Source organism: Ancylobacter sp. 3268 (assembly GCF_031456575.1).
GTDB lineage: Bacteria > Pseudomonadota > Alphaproteobacteria > Rhizobiales > Xanthobacteraceae > Ancylobacter.
Genome location: NZ_JAVDUX010000012.1, coordinates 116,904 through 133,431 on the forward strand (window position 1 = coordinate 116,904; position 16,528 = coordinate 133,431).

At 69.7% G+C, this 16,528-nt stretch carries 14 protein-coding genes; 9 read left to right on the top strand and 5 right to left on the bottom strand.

The window, feature by feature from the left end; translation table 11 throughout:
* Positions 1–28: 28 nt before the first annotated feature.
* Entirely contained in the window at positions 29–493 is a 465-nt protein-coding gene (locus tag J2X65_RS17700) for a hypothetical protein (RefSeq protein WP_310203446.1), read from the bottom strand.
* 107 nt (positions 494–600) lie between these two features.
* Between J2X65_RS17700 and J2X65_RS17705 the strand changes: the two genes are divergently transcribed.
* The gene (locus tag J2X65_RS17705; protein ID WP_310203449.1) at positions 601–1,221 is read left to right on the top strand and encodes a helix-turn-helix domain-containing protein; all 621 of its coding nucleotides are present in this window, start codon (positions 601–603) and stop codon (positions 1,219–1,221) included.
* A gap of 132 nt (positions 1,222–1,353) precedes the next feature.
* Positions 1,354–2,061, top strand: a complete 708-nt coding sequence (locus J2X65_RS17710; protein WP_310203452.1) for an SOS response-associated peptidase family protein — start codon at positions 1,354–1,356, stop codon at positions 2,059–2,061.
* Positions 2,062–2,131: 70 nt separating this feature from the next.
* On the opposite strand, the gene J2X65_RS17715 is transcribed toward J2X65_RS17710, so the two are convergent.
* From J2X65_RS17715 to J2X65_RS17725, 3 genes are all read right to left on the bottom strand, one after another.
* Positions 2,132–3,643 carry a tripartite tricarboxylate transporter permease gene (locus J2X65_RS17715; protein WP_310203455.1) on the bottom strand — a complete coding sequence of 504 codons (1,512 nt, stop codon included), beginning with the start codon at positions 3,641–3,643 and terminating at the stop codon, positions 2,132–2,134.
* A gap of 12 nt (positions 3,644–3,655) precedes the next feature.
* Complete coding sequence (locus J2X65_RS17720; RefSeq protein WP_310203459.1) at positions 3,656–4,141, bottom strand: tripartite tricarboxylate transporter TctB family protein; 486 nt, start codon at positions 4,139–4,141, stop codon at positions 3,656–3,658.
* A gap of 175 nt (positions 4,142–4,316) precedes the next feature.
* Positions 4,317–5,285, bottom strand: a complete 969-nt coding sequence (locus J2X65_RS17725; RefSeq protein WP_310203462.1) for a tripartite tricarboxylate transporter substrate binding protein — start codon at positions 5,283–5,285, stop codon at positions 4,317–4,319.
* A 371-nt stretch (positions 5,286–5,656) separates the two neighbouring features.
* Here J2X65_RS17725 and gor point away from each other — a divergent pair, with 371 nt between their 5' ends.
* The 3 genes from gor to J2X65_RS17740 all read left to right on the top strand — a co-directional run bounded on the left by gor (position 5,657) and on the right by J2X65_RS17740 (position 10,660).
* Positions 5,657–7,060 (top strand): glutathione-disulfide reductase, encoded by a 1,404-nt coding sequence (gene gor, locus J2X65_RS17730; protein ID WP_310203465.1) that lies wholly within the window; start codon positions 5,657–5,659, stop codon positions 7,058–7,060.
* Positions 7,061–7,213: 153 nt separating this feature from the next.
* On the top strand, positions 7,214–8,599 hold the full coding sequence (locus J2X65_RS17735) for a class II 3-deoxy-7-phosphoheptulonate synthase (protein WP_310203467.1): 1,386 nt from the start codon (positions 7,214–7,216) through the stop codon (positions 8,597–8,599).
* Between the two features lie 450 nt (positions 8,600–9,049).
* Positions 9,050–10,660 (top strand): FAD-dependent monooxygenase, encoded by a 1,611-nt coding sequence (locus J2X65_RS17740; RefSeq protein WP_310203470.1) that lies wholly within the window; start codon positions 9,050–9,052, stop codon positions 10,658–10,660.
* Positions 10,661–10,672: 12 nt separating this feature from the next.
* Here J2X65_RS17740 and J2X65_RS17745 read toward each other — a convergent pair whose 3' ends face one another.
* Entirely contained in the window at positions 10,673–11,677 is a 1,005-nt protein-coding gene (locus J2X65_RS17745; protein ID WP_310203473.1) for a zinc-binding alcohol dehydrogenase family protein, read from the bottom strand.
* Between the two features lie 167 nt (positions 11,678–11,844).
* Between J2X65_RS17745 and J2X65_RS17750 the strand changes: the two genes are divergently transcribed.
* The 4 genes from J2X65_RS17750 (at position 11,845) to J2X65_RS17765 (ending at position 16,496) form a co-directional block, all read left to right on the top strand.
* Complete coding sequence (locus J2X65_RS17750; RefSeq protein WP_310203476.1) at positions 11,845–12,207, top strand: helix-turn-helix domain-containing protein; 363 nt, start codon at positions 11,845–11,847, stop codon at positions 12,205–12,207.
* Between the two features lie 156 nt (positions 12,208–12,363).
* On the top strand, positions 12,364–13,752 hold the full coding sequence (locus tag J2X65_RS17755; protein WP_310203479.1) for a glycosyltransferase family 1 protein: 1,389 nt from the start codon (positions 12,364–12,366) through the stop codon (positions 13,750–13,752).
* Positions 13,753–13,865: 113 nt separating this feature from the next.
* Positions 13,866–15,539, top strand: coding sequence for an NAD+ synthase (locus tag J2X65_RS17760; protein ID WP_310203482.1), 1,674 nt, complete (start codon positions 13,866–13,868; stop codon positions 15,537–15,539).
* Positions 15,540–15,722: 183 nt separating this feature from the next.
* Entirely contained in the window at positions 15,723–16,496 is a 774-nt protein-coding gene (locus J2X65_RS17765; protein WP_310203657.1) for a pentapeptide repeat-containing protein, read from the top strand.
* Positions 16,497–16,528 lie beyond the last annotated feature (32 nt).

A 16,528-nucleotide genomic window follows, 5' to 3' on the forward strand; every position in this document is an offset into this window, starting at 1 on the left:
GCATCCGCGAAAGCAGGGCGAGGGGATCTCAGCTGTCGCTTTCCGCTGCCGATCCGGTGCGGGCATAGGCGTGCCAGGCCGCGGGCCGGATCACCCGGCGGGCATGCGGCTCGCACCAGGACCGGCCGCGACGCATGACCGGGGCACCACAGCATAGCGCCGCGCCATGCTTCGTCTCGCCCTCGATCCAGGCGCATTGGAAATCGGTACGGGCGAGCAGGGATACCGGCGGATGGAGCGGTGGGTGGCCGGCCTCGTTAGGCCCGACCGGCGCCAGCGATGCCGGCGTCGGCGCTGCGGGCTTGGCGGCTCGTACCGGTCGGGGTTCGCCTTGGCCGGGCTCGCGCTGCCGGCCGCCGCCATCACTTTCTTCCGGCGGCGCTGCCCAGTCGGTCCCCTCGGGGAGCGGTGATTCGAGGAATTGGGCCTCGGAATCGAGCCAGTGGTCGTGTCTGGCCAGCCAAGTATCGAGGAAGGGGGTGAAACGCGCCATGTCGCTTGCCATCTCGTTTCGAGTGATGCAAAACGTATCGTAGCAGTCGATGCGATTTGTATCAATGCATGTGATACGATTTGCATCGAGAGTCGGGAGGGCTGGTGATGGACATGGCGGAAAGGCTGCGCTGCGCGCGCGAGGCGGCGGGCTACAAGAGCGCGGCGGAGGCGGCGCGGGCCTTCGGTTGGAACGAGGTCACCTACCGTGCGCATGAGAACGGCGTGCGCGGGCTCAAGCGCGAGGCGGTCGACAAATATGCCCGCGCGCTGCGTGTCTCGCCGGTGTGGCTATGGTCGGGCGAGGGGACGCCGGACAAGCGGAACACCGTGCTGGTGCTCGGCTATGTCGGCGCCGGCGCCGAGGTGTTCACCATCGATGATCACAGCAAGGGCGACGGTTTGGAGGAGGTCGAGCTCGATTTCCCGGTGCCTTATGGCAGCATCGCGCTGGTGGTGCGCGGCGACAGCCAGTACCCGATCTTCGAGGATGGCGACCTGATCGGCTACCATGAGCGCAGCGAGGACCCGACCTTCCTCGTCGGCCGCATGTGCATCGTTCGCCTGCTCGACGGCCGGACCTTCCTGAAGCGCCTGCGCAAGGGCGCCGGGCCGGGCCTGTTCACGCTGACGAGCGCCAATGCCCCGGATATCGAGGATGTGCCGGTGGAATGGGCGGCGCGCTACACATTCCATATCCCGTCCTATGCCTGGCGGAAAGAGCGCTGATACGATTGGTGTCGAGTTGATCGGACTTCACAAAATGAATTGCCGCGGGGCCGATGGCTCCGGTCGGATCGCCGGGACCGGTGCGGTGGCCGGTCGGATTGATCGGCGGCGGCGCCGCGCTAGTCTGGTCCCATGTGCAATCTCTACAGCCTGAAGACCAACGCCCAGGCGATCGCCGACCTTGTCGGAACGCTGGACGAGCGCGCCGGCAACATGCCGCCGCAGCCGGCGATCTTCCCGGACCAGCCGGCGCCGATCGTTCGCCGGGCGGCGGGCGGCGGGCGCGAACTGGTCCGCGCCCGCTGGGGCATGCCGCCGCCGCCGCATTATGGCGGGCCGCCGGTGACCAATATCCGCAACCTCGGCTCGACGCATTGGCGCGGCTGGCTCGGCCCGGCGCATCGCTGCCTGGTGCCGTTCACCTCGTTCTCGGAATATGCGCCGGAGCCCGATCCGGCGACCCGGCGGCGCGACATCGTGTGGTTCGCCCTTGGCGAGCAACGGCCGCTCGGCTTCTTCGCCGGCCTGTGGACGCCATGGCACGGCCTGCGCGGCACTCGCGCCGAGCCGGTGGCGGGGCCGCACGAACTGTTCGGCTTCCTCACCTGCCCGCCCAATGCGGTGGTGGCGCCGATCCATCCCAAGGCGATGCCGGTGATCCTCACCACCGCCGAGGAGCACGACGTCTGGCTGCGGGCGCCGTGGGAAGAGGCCAAGGCTCTGCAGCGGCCTCTGGCGGATGACCGGCTGTCGATCGTCGCGCGCGGCGCGGCGAAGGAAGACCCGCCGGAGACCGAGCCGACGCCGCGGCCGCCGCCGCGGCAGATGTCGCTGTTCTGAGCCGCCGGCCTGCGGCGAAACGGAATGCCCGGCGCGGCGGCCGGGCATTCGCTTTGGATGGGCGGTGTCGTCAGTCCTCGTCGCCGCCGACCGGCGCCTTGCGGCCGGTGATGAGGTAGAACAGCAGCGGCCCGAACAGGGCGAGCGCGGCGAGCGCATAGAGCGTGGCGGCGATCGGGCTCTGGAACAGCACCAGCGGATCGCCGACGCTGATGGCGAGCGCCCGGCGCAGCTGCTGCTCGGCGAGCGGGCCGAGGATGAGGCCGACCACCACCGGCGCGATGGGGTAGTCGTAGCGGCGCAGCACATAGCCGAGCAGGCCGAAGATCAGGAGCATGCCGAGCTCGACCAGCGACGGGTTGGCGCCGAGCGTGCCCAGGGTCGCGAAGACGAGGATGCCGCCATAGAGCCAGGGCCGCGGGATTGCCAGCAGCCTTACCCACATGCCGACCAGCGGCAAATTGAGGATCAGCAGCATGATGTTGGCGATGAACAGCGAGGCGATCAGGCCCCAGACCAGGTCCGGATTGGTGGCGAACAGCAGCGGGCCGGGATTGAGGCCATATTGCTGGAAGCCGGCCAGCATGATCGCCGCCGTCGCCGAGGTCGGCAGGCCGAGGGTGAGGAGGGGCACCAGCACGCCGGCCGCCGCCGCGTTATTGGCCGCCTCCGGCCCGGCGACGCCCTCGATAGCGCCGTTGCCGAACTCGTCCGGTTTCTTGCAGAGCCGCTTCTCCAGCGCATAGGAGAGGAAGGTCGGAATTTCCGCCCCACCCGCCGGCATGGCGCCGATGGGGAAGCCGAGGAAGGTGCCGCGGATCCACGGCCACCAGGAGCGCTTCCAGTCCTCCCTGTTCATGAACACCGAGCCCTTCACCGGCTCGATCACCTCTTCCGCCCGCGATCCCGCCGCCGCTACCGAAAGGGTCTCGCCGATGGCGAACAGCGCCACCGCCAGCGTCGTCACCTCGACGCCGTCGAGCAGGTCCGGCACGCCGAAGGAGACGCGCGCCTGCCCGCTCTGCAGGTCGATGCCGACGAGACCGAGCGACAGGCCGATGAAGAGCGAGGTAAGCCCGCGCGTCACCGAGGAGCCGAAGGCCGCCGACACCGTGGTGAAGGCGAGGATCATCAGCGCGAAATAATCCTCCGGTCCGAAGGAGATGGCGATGTCGACCACGGTAGGGGCAATGAGCGCGAGGCCCACGGTGGCGATGGTGCCGGCGACAAAGGAGCCGATGGCGGCGGTGGCGAGCGCCGGTCCGCCGCGCCCGGCGCGAGCCATCTTGTTGCCTTCCAGCGCCGTGACGATGGACGAGCTCTCACCCGGCGTGTTGAGCAGGATCGAGGCGGTGGAGCCGCCATACATGCCGCCATAATAGATGCCGGCGAACATGATCAGCGAGCCGGCCGGGTCGAGCTTGAAGGTGATCGGCAGCAGCAGCGCCACGGTGAGCGCCGGCCCGATACCCGGCAGCACGCCGACCGCGGTGCCGAGCATGACGCCGAAGAAGGCGAAGACGAGGTTCATCGGTTGCAGCGCAACCAGGAGCCCCTGGCTGAGAGCGGCGAATGTATCCATGGGACGCGATCCTCAGATCAGCCGCTCGAGCGGGCCGGCGGGCAGCGAAAGCTGCAGGCCCTTGGCGAAGATGAGATAGATGACGAAGCAGATCGCGGTGCCGGCGAGGAAATGCGCCCAGACCGGGCCGCGGCCGAAGCCCTTGGCTGTGGCGGCGAACAGCCAGCCGGTGGCGATGGAGAAGCCGAGGAAGGGCAGCAGCACGATCTGCCCGACCAGCCCGGCCAGCACCCAGAAGATCGGCTTCGGCTCGTCGCGCGGGCGCTCCTCTTCCACCCCCTTCATCGCCTCGACGGCGTTGGCGATGGCGAGCAGGCCGAGGCCGATGGCGATCAGGGTGGGGAAGGCGGCCGGCCCGACCGACGAATAGGAAGGGATCTGCGCCAGCCGCCAGGCATCCCAGCCGATGATTGCGGCGAGCACGGCGAGCGCCAGGGCGATGACGAAGCGGGCCTTGTCCGGCTTCGAGCCGGAAGTGAGCGGGGTCGGGTCGGACATGGGGTGCCTCTGAGGATGCCTCGGATGGAACGCGGCCGGATCGGGCGTCGGGCGGCGGGATCCGCCGGGAGCCCTTGACGTTACGGACGGTGGCGTCGCTCTTTAAGGAAACGCCCGGACGCTGGCGCGCCCGGGCGGGAACATCGGAAGAGAGGGGCGGCGCGGGCCGCCGGCCTCACTGCGCGAGGCCGATCTCCTTCAGCACCGTGGTGGTGTTGGCGATGTCGATGGCCAGCTGCTTGTCGAAGGCCTCGCCGGCGAGGTAGGTGTCGGCCCAGCCCTTCTGCTTCAGCATGTCGGTCCAGGCCTTGGACTTCGCCATCTTCTCGATGACGCCGGAGAGCTCCTTCTTCTGCTCCGGCGTGATGCCGGGGGCCGCGGCAACCATGCGCCAGTTCTGGATCTCGACGTCGACGCCGGACTCCTTGAAGGTCGGCACGTCCGGCGCGTCGGGCAGGCGCTGGGCGCTCGACACGCCGAGGATGCGCAGCTTGCCGGCCTTGGCCTGGGCGTCGAACTCGGACAGGCTGGAGATGCCAACCGAGACCTTACCGCCGAGGATGGAGGCGAGCGATTCGCCGCCGCCGGAGAAGGCGATGTAGTTGAGCTTCTTCGGATCGCCGCCGACCGCCTTCAGGATCAGACCGGCGGCGATGTGGTCGGTGCCGCCCGCCGAGCCGCCCGCCCACGACACCTTGGCCGGGTCGGCCTTCAGCGCCGCGACCAGATCGGCCATCGACTTCAGCGGCGAACTCGCCGGTACCGCGATCGCCTCGAACTCGCCGGTCAGCCGGGCGAGCGGGGTGACCTGCGACAGCGTCACCGGCGACTTGTTGGTGATGATGGCGCCCACCATCACATAGCCGCCGACGATCAGCGCATGGGGATCGGCCTTGCTGGCGTTGACGAACTGCGCCAGGCCGATGGTGCCGCCGGCGCCGGGCACGTTCTGCACCTGCACGTTGGAGACCAGCTTGTCGGTCTGCAGCACGTGCTGCATCGAGCGCGCGGTCTGGTCCCAGCCGCCGCCCGGCGCCGCCGGCGCCATGATCTTGAGTTCCGTCACCTCGGCATGCGCGCCGACGAACGGAATGCAGCTGGCGAGCGCGGCGGCGACGACAGCCCCGCGGAGCATCTTGGTCATGGGGTTCCTCCAGTGGACGACGGCTTTGTTGAACGGGATCGCGCCGTTGCGTATCGCGTGCAAGCTAGAGCGGAGCTCGAAACCTGTCGAGTTCCACGAAAGAACGATCAAGCTTCTGATGTCGCATCGCAAAAACGACGGCTGCGTTGCGGCAGGCCGCCGGCGCCGGCCTTGCCGCCGGCCGTTTCCTCTACGGCCCGGGCCGGGCGGGCGAGGCCGCCGCGGGGATGGCAGGCGCCGCCGTCCCGTCTCCGGCGGATGGCTGCGCTGCGGCCGGCGCCGCAAGGCTTGACGTGGCGCCGGCGCGGGGCGACATGGCAGCCAGGGTGCGGCACGGTGCGGCGCCAGCGCCATTCGTCGGGAGCCTCGCCATGACCAGCTACGATGTCGATCTGTTCGTGATCGGGGCGGGGTCCGGCGGCACGCGGGCGGCGCGCATCGCGGCCGGCTACGGCGCCAGGGTGCAGGTGGCGGAGGAGTACCGCGTCGGCGGCACCTGCGTCATCCGCGGCTGCGTGCCGAAGAAGCTCTTCGTCTATGCCGCCCGCTTCGCGCATGAGTTCGAGGATTCGGCCGGTTTCGGCTGGAGCCTGCAGGGGGCCAGCTTCGACTGGCCGACACTGGTCGCCAACAAGGACAAGGAAATCGCGCGGCTGGAGGGGGCCTATCGCGCCAATCTCGGACGCGCCGGCGTCGAGATCCTGCCGCAGCGCGCCACCGTCGAGGGGCCGAACGCGGTGCGCCTCGCCGACGGGACCCGCGTGAGGGCGAAATACATCCTCATCGCCACCGGCGGCCATCCCAATCTCGGCCTGGCCATACCCGGCCGCGAACTCGCCATCACCTCCAACGAGGCGTTCCACCTGCCGCGCCTGCCGCGGAGCATCGTCATCCAGGGCGCCGGCTACATCGCGCTGGAGTTCGCCTGCCTGTTCGCCGGCCTCGGCGCCAAGGTGACGGTGGTGCATCGCGGGTCGCGCCTGCTGCGCGAGTTCGACGACGAGATTTGCGAGCACGTCGCCGCCGAAATGCGGGCGAGCGGCATCGCCATCGAACTCGACGTCACCATCGCCGCCATCGCGCCCGATGCGGAGGGGCGGCGGGTGCGCCTGTCCGACGGGCGCGAGATCCTCGCCGAGGAGGTGATGCTCGCCATCGGCCGCCAGCCCAACACCGTCGGCCTCGGGCTGGAGACCGCCGGCGTGGCGCTTGCCGCCAACGGCGCGATCAAGGTCGATGCCGGTTCGCGCACCAATGTGCCGTCGATCTATGCGGTGGGCGACGTCACCGACCGGCTGCAACTGACCCCCATCGCCATTCGCGAGGGCCACGCCTTCGCCGACACCGTGTTCGGCGCCAAGCCGTGGACGGTGGACCATTCGCTGGTCGCCACCGCGGTGTTCACCGAGCCGGAGATCGGCACGGTCGGCCTCACCGAGGCACAGGCGCGGGCGCAGGGCTACCGGCTGGATATCTACAAGACCGATTTCCGGCCGATGAAGGCGACGCTGTCCGGCCGCGCCACCCGCACCTTCATGAAGCTGGTGGTCGATCAGCGCACCGACCGGGTGCTCGGCGTGCATCTGATCGGCGAGGCGTCGGCGGAGATGATCCAGATCGTCGGCATCGTGCTGGCCATGGGCGGCACCAAGGCGGATTTCGATCGCACCATCGCCCTGCATCCCAGCGCGGCGGAGGAACTGGTGACGATGCGCAGCAAGCACGCTTCCAGCGACCTGCCCGAGCAGTCGGCGGAATCAACGCCGGCGATCTGAGGCCACACCCGCCCGACGCCGCAATGCCTGGGTGCAATGAGGCGAGGGCACGCCCGCTCTGGCGCTTTGCTCGGCCTTGGGTGTATAAGGCCGGCCTTTTCCGCGCGGGAAGGAGACAACAAGCCGCGCGACGTTGCCGATGAGGAGGCAGACATGTCTGAACGCTGGACGCCGGAAAGCTGGAGGGCCAAGCCCATTCAGCAGGTGCCGGACTATCCGAACGCCGAGGCCCTGGCCTCGGTGGAGCGTCAGCTTGCCTCGTTTCCTCCCCTCGTTTTTGCAGGTGAGGCCCGGCGCCTGAAGCGCGAGCTCGCCAAGGTCGCCAAGGGCGAGGCGTTCCTGCTCCAGGGCGGCGACTGCGCCGAGAGCTTCGCCGAGCATTCGGCCGACAACATCCGCGATTTCTTCCGCGTCTTCCTGCAGATGGCGGTGGTGCTGACCTATGCCGGCGCTTCCCCTGTGGTGAAGGTGGGGCGCATCGCCGGCCAGTTCGCCAAGCCGCGCTCGGCGCCGACCGAGATCATCGGCGGGGTGGAGCTGCCGTCCTATCGCGGCGACATCGTCAACGACATCGAGTTCACGCCGGAGGCGCGCATCCCCGATCCGCGCCGGCAACTCGAGGCCTATCGCCAGTCGGCGGCGACGCTGAACCTGTTGCGCGCCTTCGCGACCGGGGGCTACGCCAACCTCGCCAACGCGCATCAGTGGATGCTCGGCTTCATCAAGGATTCGCCGCAGTCCGGCCGCTACCAGGCGCTCGCCGACCGCATCACCGAGGCGCTCGACTTCATGCGCGCCATCGGCATCGATCCGGAAACCAACCCGGACATGCGTTCGACCGATTTCTTCACCTCGCACGAGGCGCTGCTGCTCGGCTATGAGCAGGCGATGACGCGGGTGGATTCCACCTCCGGCGACTGGTACGCCACCTCCGGCCACATGATCTGGATCGGCGACCGCACCCGCCAGCCGGACCATGCGCATCTGGAATATGCCCGCGGCGTAAAGAACCCGCTCGGCCTGAAATGCGGCCCGTCGCTGAAGCCGGACGATCTGATCCGCCTCATCGACCAGCTCAACCCGCAGGACGAGCCGGGCCGGCTGACGCTGATCGCCCGCTTCGGCGCCGACAAGGTGGGCGACCACCTGCCGGGGCTGGTGCGCGCGGTGCAGCGCGAGGGCCGCACCGTGGTGTGGTCGTGCGACCCGATGCACGGCAACACCATCAAGGCGGCGTCGGGCTACAAGACCCGGCCCTTCGACCAGATCCTCTCCGAGGTGAAGGACTTCTTCGCCGTGCATGCGGCGGAAGGCACCTATGCCGGCGGCGTGCATCTGGAGATGACCGGCAAGAACGTCACCGAATGCACCGGCGGCGCGCGGGCGATCTCGGACGCGGATCTGAAGGACCGCTACCACACCTATTGCGACCCGCGGCTCAATGCCGAGCAGGCCATCGAGATGGCGTTCCTCGTCGCCGAACTGCTGAAGCAGGAGCGTTCGGGCCGCGAGCGCCCGGCCTTCGTCGCGGCGGAGTGAACGGAATCTGGAAAGGGCTGCACGTGTTGAACGGCAGCCCTTTTCGCTCTTCCTGCGGACCACCCTCGTCCTGAGGTGCGAGCGACGGCGAGCCTGGAAGGAGGCTCGGTGAGGTGCGACCGCGCCCGGACGACCATCCTTCGAGGCCGGCCTGCGGCCGGGCATCTCGGGCTGAGGCGGCTCCCGGCGGTTCGCGGAACGGGTTGCCGTGCGGGACGCGGGCGGCAACCCGTCATCCCGGCCGAAGTGAAACGTCGATCCCGCATCGCTGCCCATGTATACGCGCTCTCCGACCGGCCTGCGGCCGTCCGGGATGGCGATGTAGTCCGGGCGCGCTGTAGTCAGGGTGCGCTCCGGGCGCCGCTCCGCGGCGAAGCCCTCCAATGCATCGCGCGCCACTCGCCTTCTGCCGTTTCCTGCCTTAACCATGGCAAAACGCGGGAGGATCCCATGCAGGACGCGCCGCAGCGGGTGCTCATCATCGGTGCCGGCCCGGTCGGGCTGACGCTCGCGGCCGTGCTGGCGCGCCGCGGCGTGCGGGTGCGGCTGATCGACAAGCGCGCCGAGCCTTCGCCCTATTGCCGCGCCATCGGCATCACCCCGCGCACGCTGGAGGTGATGGACGATCTCGGTCTCGCCGGCGATCTAGTCGATGCCGGGGTGTGGCTCGACGGGTTGCGCACCCTCGTGCACGGCTATCCGGCGCGCGACACTGAGAATGATTTCTCCGATCTGCCCTATGCCCAGCTTGGCGTGCCGCAATACGACACCGAGCGTCTCCTCGCCGACCATCTCGCCGCGCGTGGCGTCGCCGTCGAGCGTGGGGTGGAATTCGCCGGGCTGGCGCAGGACGCCGAGGGTGTCGATGTCGCATTCGCCGACGGGGCGTCGGCGCGTTTCGCTTATGTCGTCGGCTGCGACGGCGCCCATAGCGCGGTGCGCCGGGGGCTCGGGATCGCCTTCGAGGGCGAGGCGTGGCCGATGGAGTTCATGCTCGGCGACGTGCGGATCGACTGGGACCTGCCGCGCGGGCGGGCGCTGTTCGCCGTCAGGCCGATCCCGGAGGCGCCGCCGGACCTGTTCGTCGCCATCCCGCTGCCCGAACGCGGGCGCTACCGCGTATCGATGATCGCGCCGGAGCGGCTGTGGTCGCCGGGGCAGGGCGCCGGGATCGTCGAGCACGGGATACTTGCGGACCGGCCGGGAGCGACGCTCGCCGATCTGCAGGAAGTGGCCGACCGGCTGCTGCCGGAAACGGCCGAACTGTCCGACCTGCGCTGGTCCTCGCTGTTCCGCATCTCCATGCGGCTCGCCGCGCGCTATGGCGAGGGGCGGGTGTTCATCGCCGGCGATGCCTGCCATGTCCACCCGCCGACCGGCGGACAAGGCATGAATACCGGCATCCAGGACGCCTATAATCTCGGCTGGAAGCTGGCGGCGGTGGTGCGCGGCGAGGCGGCGCCCGGCCTGCTCGCCAGCTACGGGGCGGAGCGGCGGCCGGTGGCGGAGGCGGTGATCGCCCGCACCGTCGAGCAGTCGATGAGCTTCGGCAAGCCGAGGGCGCCGGAAGACCGGCTGGCCGACACCCAGATGCTGGTGAATTACCGCGGCGGACCGCTCAGCGCCGGTGCCGCCCCCGGCGCGGCGCCGGACCTGGTGAGGCCGGGCGACCGGCTGCCGGAGGTGCAGGGCCTGCGCCGCCATGGCCTCGGCTTTGCGCGGCGGCTGGCCGATCTGGTGCGCGGGCCGGATTTCGTCCTGCTCGTTCCGGTGCGGCGCGGCGAGGTCGCGGCCCTGGAGGCGCTGGCGGCGCGGCTGCGCGCCGGGACGCGGACGCCGCTGCGGGTGGTGGCGGTGGCGCCCGCCGACACGCCGGTGGAGCCGCCGGCGGGCGTGGCCCTGCTGCACGATGCCGCCGGCCGGTTCGCCGCCGCCTTCGGCGATGCGCCGGGCGCGCTGATCGTGCGGCCGGACAAATATATCGGCTGGATGGGCGCGGCGGGCGATGCCGAGGGCATGCTGGACTACCTCACGCGGGTGGTCGGGGTGCCGGCGGGGTGAGGAGCGCGCCCCTCACCAGCCCTCCAGCACGATCTTGCCGATGGCGCGGCCGCTCTCCAGCGCGGCATGGGCGCGCTTCAGGTTCTCCGGGGTGATCGGGCCGTAATTGGCGCCCAGCGTCGTCTTCACCCGCCCGGCATCGACGAGGCGCGCCACCTCCTCGAGCAGATGGTGCTGGGCGATCATGTCCGGCGTCTCGAACAGCGGCCGCGCGAACATGAACTCCCAGTGCAGCGAGGCGCTCTTCTGCTTCAGCAGCCGCACGTCGATCAGGTCGGGATCGTCGATCAGCGCCACCTGTCCCTGCGGCTTCAGCGCCTTGACGATCTCCTCCCAGTGCCGGTCGGAGGCGGTGAGGCTGAAGACGTGATCCGCCCCGTCGAAGCCGGCCGCCTTCAGCTCCTCCGACAGCGGCTTCGAATGGTCGATCACCGCCGTCGCGCCGAGCCCTTCCAGCCATTCGCGGCTTTCCGGCCGCGAGGCGGTGCCGACGACGGCCAGCCCGGTGAGCTCCCGCGCGAACTGCACCGCCAGCGAGCCGACGCCGCCCGCCGCGCCGACGATCATGAGCGTGCCGGTACTGTCGCGGGTGAGGCGCAGCCGGTCGAACAGCGCTTCCCAGGCGGTGATGGCGGTGAGCGGCAAAGCCGCGGCCTCGGCGAAGCCGAGCGAGGAGGGCGCGTGCCCGACGATCCGTTCGTCGACGAGGTGGAACGCGGCATTGGTGCCGGGGCGGGTGAGCGCGCCGGCATAGAACACCCGGTCGCCCGGCCGGAACAGCGTCACCTCGGCGCCGACCGCCTCGACGATGCCGGCGGCGTCCCAGCCGAGGATGACCGGCGCCTCCGGCGTGCCGGCGCGCCGCAGGCGCACCTTGGTATCGACCGGGTTCACCGCGATGGCCTTCACCGCGACCTTGAGGTCACGCGGGCCGGGGGTGGGCTCCGGCGCATCGAAGGCGAAGAGCGCGCGCTCCTCGGTGATGGGCAGCGAATCGATATAGCCGATGGCCTTCATGATGACGTCTCCTGCGCGCTCGCGCCGTGTTCGGATCGGCCCCGAATGTCGGCAGGCCGCCGCCAAGACGCAAGAACGCACGAAACTGTCGGCTGGTATCGAAAATGTAAGCCCCTTCCGCCGCTTGCGCGTGCGACCTACATTCGCGGCGGAACGGAGGCGAGGCCATGGCCAAGCGGCACACCAACTATACCCGCGGCACCGGCTGTCCGGTGGAGGCGGCGCTGGAGATCATCGGCGGCAAATGGAAGGGCGGCGTGGTCTACCACCTGCTGTCCGGCGAGCTGCGCTTCATGGAATTGCAGCGGCGCATGCCGACCGTCTCGCAGCGCATCCTGTCCAAGGCGCTGCGCGAACTGGAGGCCGACGGCGTGATCCTGCGCACCGTCTACCCCACCGTGCCGCCGCAGGTCGGCTACCGGCTGACCGCTGACGGCGAATCCCTGCGCGCGGCGGTGCTCAGCCTGCGGGAATGGGGCGCGCGGCGGGTGGCGCCGCCGCAGGCCGCGCTTGCGACGGCCGCCGAATGAGCCGCGCCGGCCGCAACGCCGCGCGGACGCTGCGGAATCTGGCCGACCGCCGGCGGCCGGGGACCACTGTGCGGCCGTCGATCGTTTCGCTCGGCGGCAAAGGGCTTTAAAAGCTTCGCGACATCGTTCCGCATGACGCGGGACGCGGATGACGCCATGGCCGACGAGACCCAGCCTCACGAGACCTCCCTCCACGATCCGGCCGACCGCGCGGCGTCCCGTGGCCTGCGCCCGGGCCATGCGGCGGCGGCCGGACGCATCCTCCTCGATCTGACCGATGTGGTGATCCTGATTTCCGCCGGGGGTGGGATCGGCGGCATCATCCGGGTGGTGGTCCGCCTCGCCCGCCACGCCACGGCGCCCGATGCGCAGATCCCGGTGACGCTCGCCTTCTATCACCCCGTCCGCAAGACCTATCTCGCCATCGACCCCAAGCTGTTCGCCGACGACAGCTGGACGCGCCCGGTCGATCTGCGGGTCGCGCTGGGGTTGATCGGCGTGCCCGTGCCTTTCATCGGCACCCGGCATTTCGACGAGCCGGTTCGCCGCTTCTGGCACATCGCCCGCCGGCGGCTGAAGAACTGGCGGGCCGCCCGCGCCGAGCGCGCCCCGGCCGGCGGGCCGGCTTCCGGCTGGGCGCTGCGGCCGCTCGATCTGGCACCGGGCGAAAAGCTGCGCGCGGCAGTGCTCGGCATGGCCTGGATGGTGCCGAAGCATATTGAGCGCCTGCGGGCGCTGGGTGCCGATGTCGAGATCGTCACGCTGATCCACGATCTCATCCCGCTCACCGCCGGCAACGAGGAGCTGCCGAACCCGGCCTTCGTGCACTGGTTCCGCCATCTGGTGCGGCAGACCACGCGCTTCCTCGCCGTCTCCCGCTATACGGCGGACGAGGTCACGCGCGAAGTGGCGGCGATGGGCGGGCATGTCGCGCGCATCGACGTGGTGCCGCTCGCCCATGAATTCGCGTTCGACGGCACGCCGGATCGCTCGGTGGTGCCGGAAGGCGAGTTCGTCGTTACCGTCGGCTCGCTCGGCCACAAGCGCAAAAACCTCGACCTGCTGCTGGAGGTGTGGGGCCTGCTGGCGGAACGGCTCGGGCCGGAGGCGCTGCCGGCCCTGGTCATCGCCGGCGCCCATGGCCGGCAGGCCGCGCGGCGCGAGGCGGCGATCGCCCGCCATCCGGGACTGAAGGACAAGGTGGTGCTGGTCGATCGGCCCAACGATGCCAAGCTCGCCGCGCTCTATGCGGCCTGCCTGTTCACCGTCTATCCCAGCCGCTACGAGGGCTGGGGCCTGCCGGTGGGCGAGGCGGCGTGGTTCGGCAAGCTCTCCGTGTGCTCGAACGTCACCTCGATCCCCGAGGTCATGGGGCCGGCGGCGGACTATTTCGACCCGGCCGACGCGGAGGCCATGGCGAAGGCGCTGGAGCAGCCGATCCGCGACCGCGCCTACCTCAGGGCACGCGAGGCGGAGCTCGCGGCGATGCATCTGCGCAGCTGGGCCGATGTCGCCCGCACCCTCGTGGCCCGGCTGGCGCAATGAACCGCGCTGGCGCAATGAACCGTGCTGGCGCAATGAACCACATGCCGCATTGCGCAACACCGATTGCCGAGCCCCCGGCGAGCCATTAAATCAGGCCTATGTCCAGCGCTCAGATGCCCAACGAACCCCCCGACCAGCTTCTCTTCGCCTTCGCCCAGCTCAATCCGATCGTCGGCGATGTCGCCGGCAATCTGGAGAAGGCGCGCGCCGCCCGCGCCCTTGCCGCCGGGCAGGGCGCCGAGCTGATTCTGTTCACCGAACTGTTCATCTCCGGCTACCCGCCGGAGGATCTGGTGCTGAAGCCCGCCTTCCAGGCCGCCTGCCGCACGGCGGTGGAGACGCTGGCGGCCGAGACCGCCGATGGCGGCCCGGCGGTGCTGATCGGCACGCCCTGGCGCGAGGGCGGCAGGCTGCACAACGCGGTGGCGCTGCTGGAGGATGGGCGGGTATCCACCCTGCGCTTCAAGGTCGACCTGCCCAATTACGGCACCTTCGACGAGCGGCGGGTCTTCGCGCCCGGCCCGATGCCGGGGCCGATCCCGTTCAAGGGCGTGCGGCTCGGCGTGCCGATCTGCGAGGACATCTGGTCGGCAGATGTGGTCGAATGCCTCTCCGAGACCGGCTCGGAGATGCTGCTGGTGCCGAACGGCTCGCCCTATCGCCGCACCGTCTATGACGAGCGCACCAATATCGCGGTGGCCCGGGTGGTCGAGAGCGGACTGCCGCTCGCCTATATCAACCAGGTGGGCGGGCAGGACGAACTGGTGTTCGACGGCGGCTCCTTCGTGCTCAATGCCGACCGCTCGCTCGCCGTGCAGTTCCCCAATTTCCAGGAGCGGGTGCGCCTTACCCGCTGGGAACGCTGGGCCGATGGCTGGCGCTGCGAGGAGGGCGCGCGCGCGCCGCTCATCACTGGCGAGGAAGCCAACTACGCCGCCTGCGTCACCGGCCTGCGCGACTATGTCGAGAAGAACCGCTTCCCCGGCGTGGTGCTCGGCCTCTCCGGCGGCGTCGATTCGGCGCTGGTGGCGGCGATGGCGGTGGATGCGCTGGGGCCGGAACGGGTGCATTGCGTGATGCTGCCCTATCGTTACACCTCGAACGAATCGCTGTCGGATGCCGCCGGCGTCGCCGAGGCGCTGGGCTGCCGCTATGACATCGTGCCGATTTCCGAGGCGGTGGAGGGGCTCGAAGCCAGCCTGGCGCCGCTATTCGCCGGCACCGAACGCGGCGTGACCGAGGAGAACCTGCAATCCCGCGCCCGCGGCACCATCCTGATGTCGATCTCCAACAAGTTCGGCTCGATGGTGGTGACCACCGGCAACAAGTCGGAAATGTCCACCGGCTACGCCACGCTCTATGGCGACATGAATGGCGGCTACAACCCGCTGAAGGACCTCTACAAGACCGAGGTGTTCCGCCTCTGCCACCTGCGCAACCGCTGGAAGCCGGCGGAAGCGCTGGGACCCTCCGGCCGGGTGATGCCGGACAACATCATCGTCAAGCCGCCGACCGCCGAGCTGCGCGAGAACCAGAAGGACCAGGACAGCCTGCCGCCCTATGAGGTGCTGGACGCCATTCTCGAATGCCTGGTCGAGAAGGAGATGCCGGTGGCCGAGATCGCCGCGCTGGGCTTCGAGCCGGCACTGGTGGCACGGGTGGAGCGGATGCTGAACATCGCCGAATACAAGCGCCGGCAGGCGGCGCCGGGGGTGAAGATCACCTCCCGCAATTTCGGCCGCGACCGCCGCTACCCGATCACCAACCGGTTCCGCGAGACGGCGTAGCGCCTTATGCCGGCCATGCCGGCGCTGAGTCTCCGCCGGACATTGCCGCAGTCGTGATGCACCGATCGGGCGGGCTGGTGCTATCACCTGTTCTGCCTGTGGTTTGTAGGGGCTGCGGCCGGAAGCTGCGGCCCGAACCGAGCGGGGGGCGCTGTGAAGGCGGCGAGGGTGACCGGGTTTGCTATGTTGCTGGCCGGATGCCTCGCCCTTGCGCCGGCCACGGCGCAGGACATGCTGCGCCATCTCGATCTGAACTCGCCGCAAATGACGATGGCGGAGCTGAGCCGCGCCGATGTCGAGGCGCTGATCGCCGCGGGGGGGCCGGGGCAGCCGGTCGATCTGGCGGGGCGCCGGCTGAACGGCCTCGATCTGTCCGGCCTCGACCTGAGCGGGGCGAATTTCCGGACCGCGCTGCTCAACCGCGTCAATCTCTCCGGCGCCCGGCTCGACGGCGCGGTGCTCGATCAGGCCTGGATGCTGAAGGCCGACCTCTCCGGCGCCAGCCTGAAGAAGGCCCGGCTGTTCGGAACGCAGATGCAGGACGGCCGGCTGGTCGGCGCCGACCTTTCCGGCGCCCGCATCGCCGGCGATTTCTCCCGCGCCGATCTGGGCGGGGCCAATCTCTCCGGTGCCGATTTCAGCGCCGACATGCGCAACCAGTCCATGGGCCTCATGCGCGGCGTGCTGAATTCGGCCAATCTGGAGGGCGCCGATCTTGCCGGTGCCAATCTGTCCCGTGCCCAGCTCCGCCATGCCAATCTGCGGGGCGCCAATCTGACGGATGCCGCGCTCGTCGGCATGGAGGCCGCCGGCGCCGACCTCACCGGCGCCAATGTCGCGGGCGCCGACTTCAAGGGCGCCGATGTCGATTCGGCACGGCTGATCGGCCTTGTCGGTGTCGCGGCGGCGAAGAACCTGGACGCGGCCAAGAATCTCGGGCTTTCGATACGGCAGTGACGCGCCGGCGCGGTTGTAAGCTGGCTCCGCCT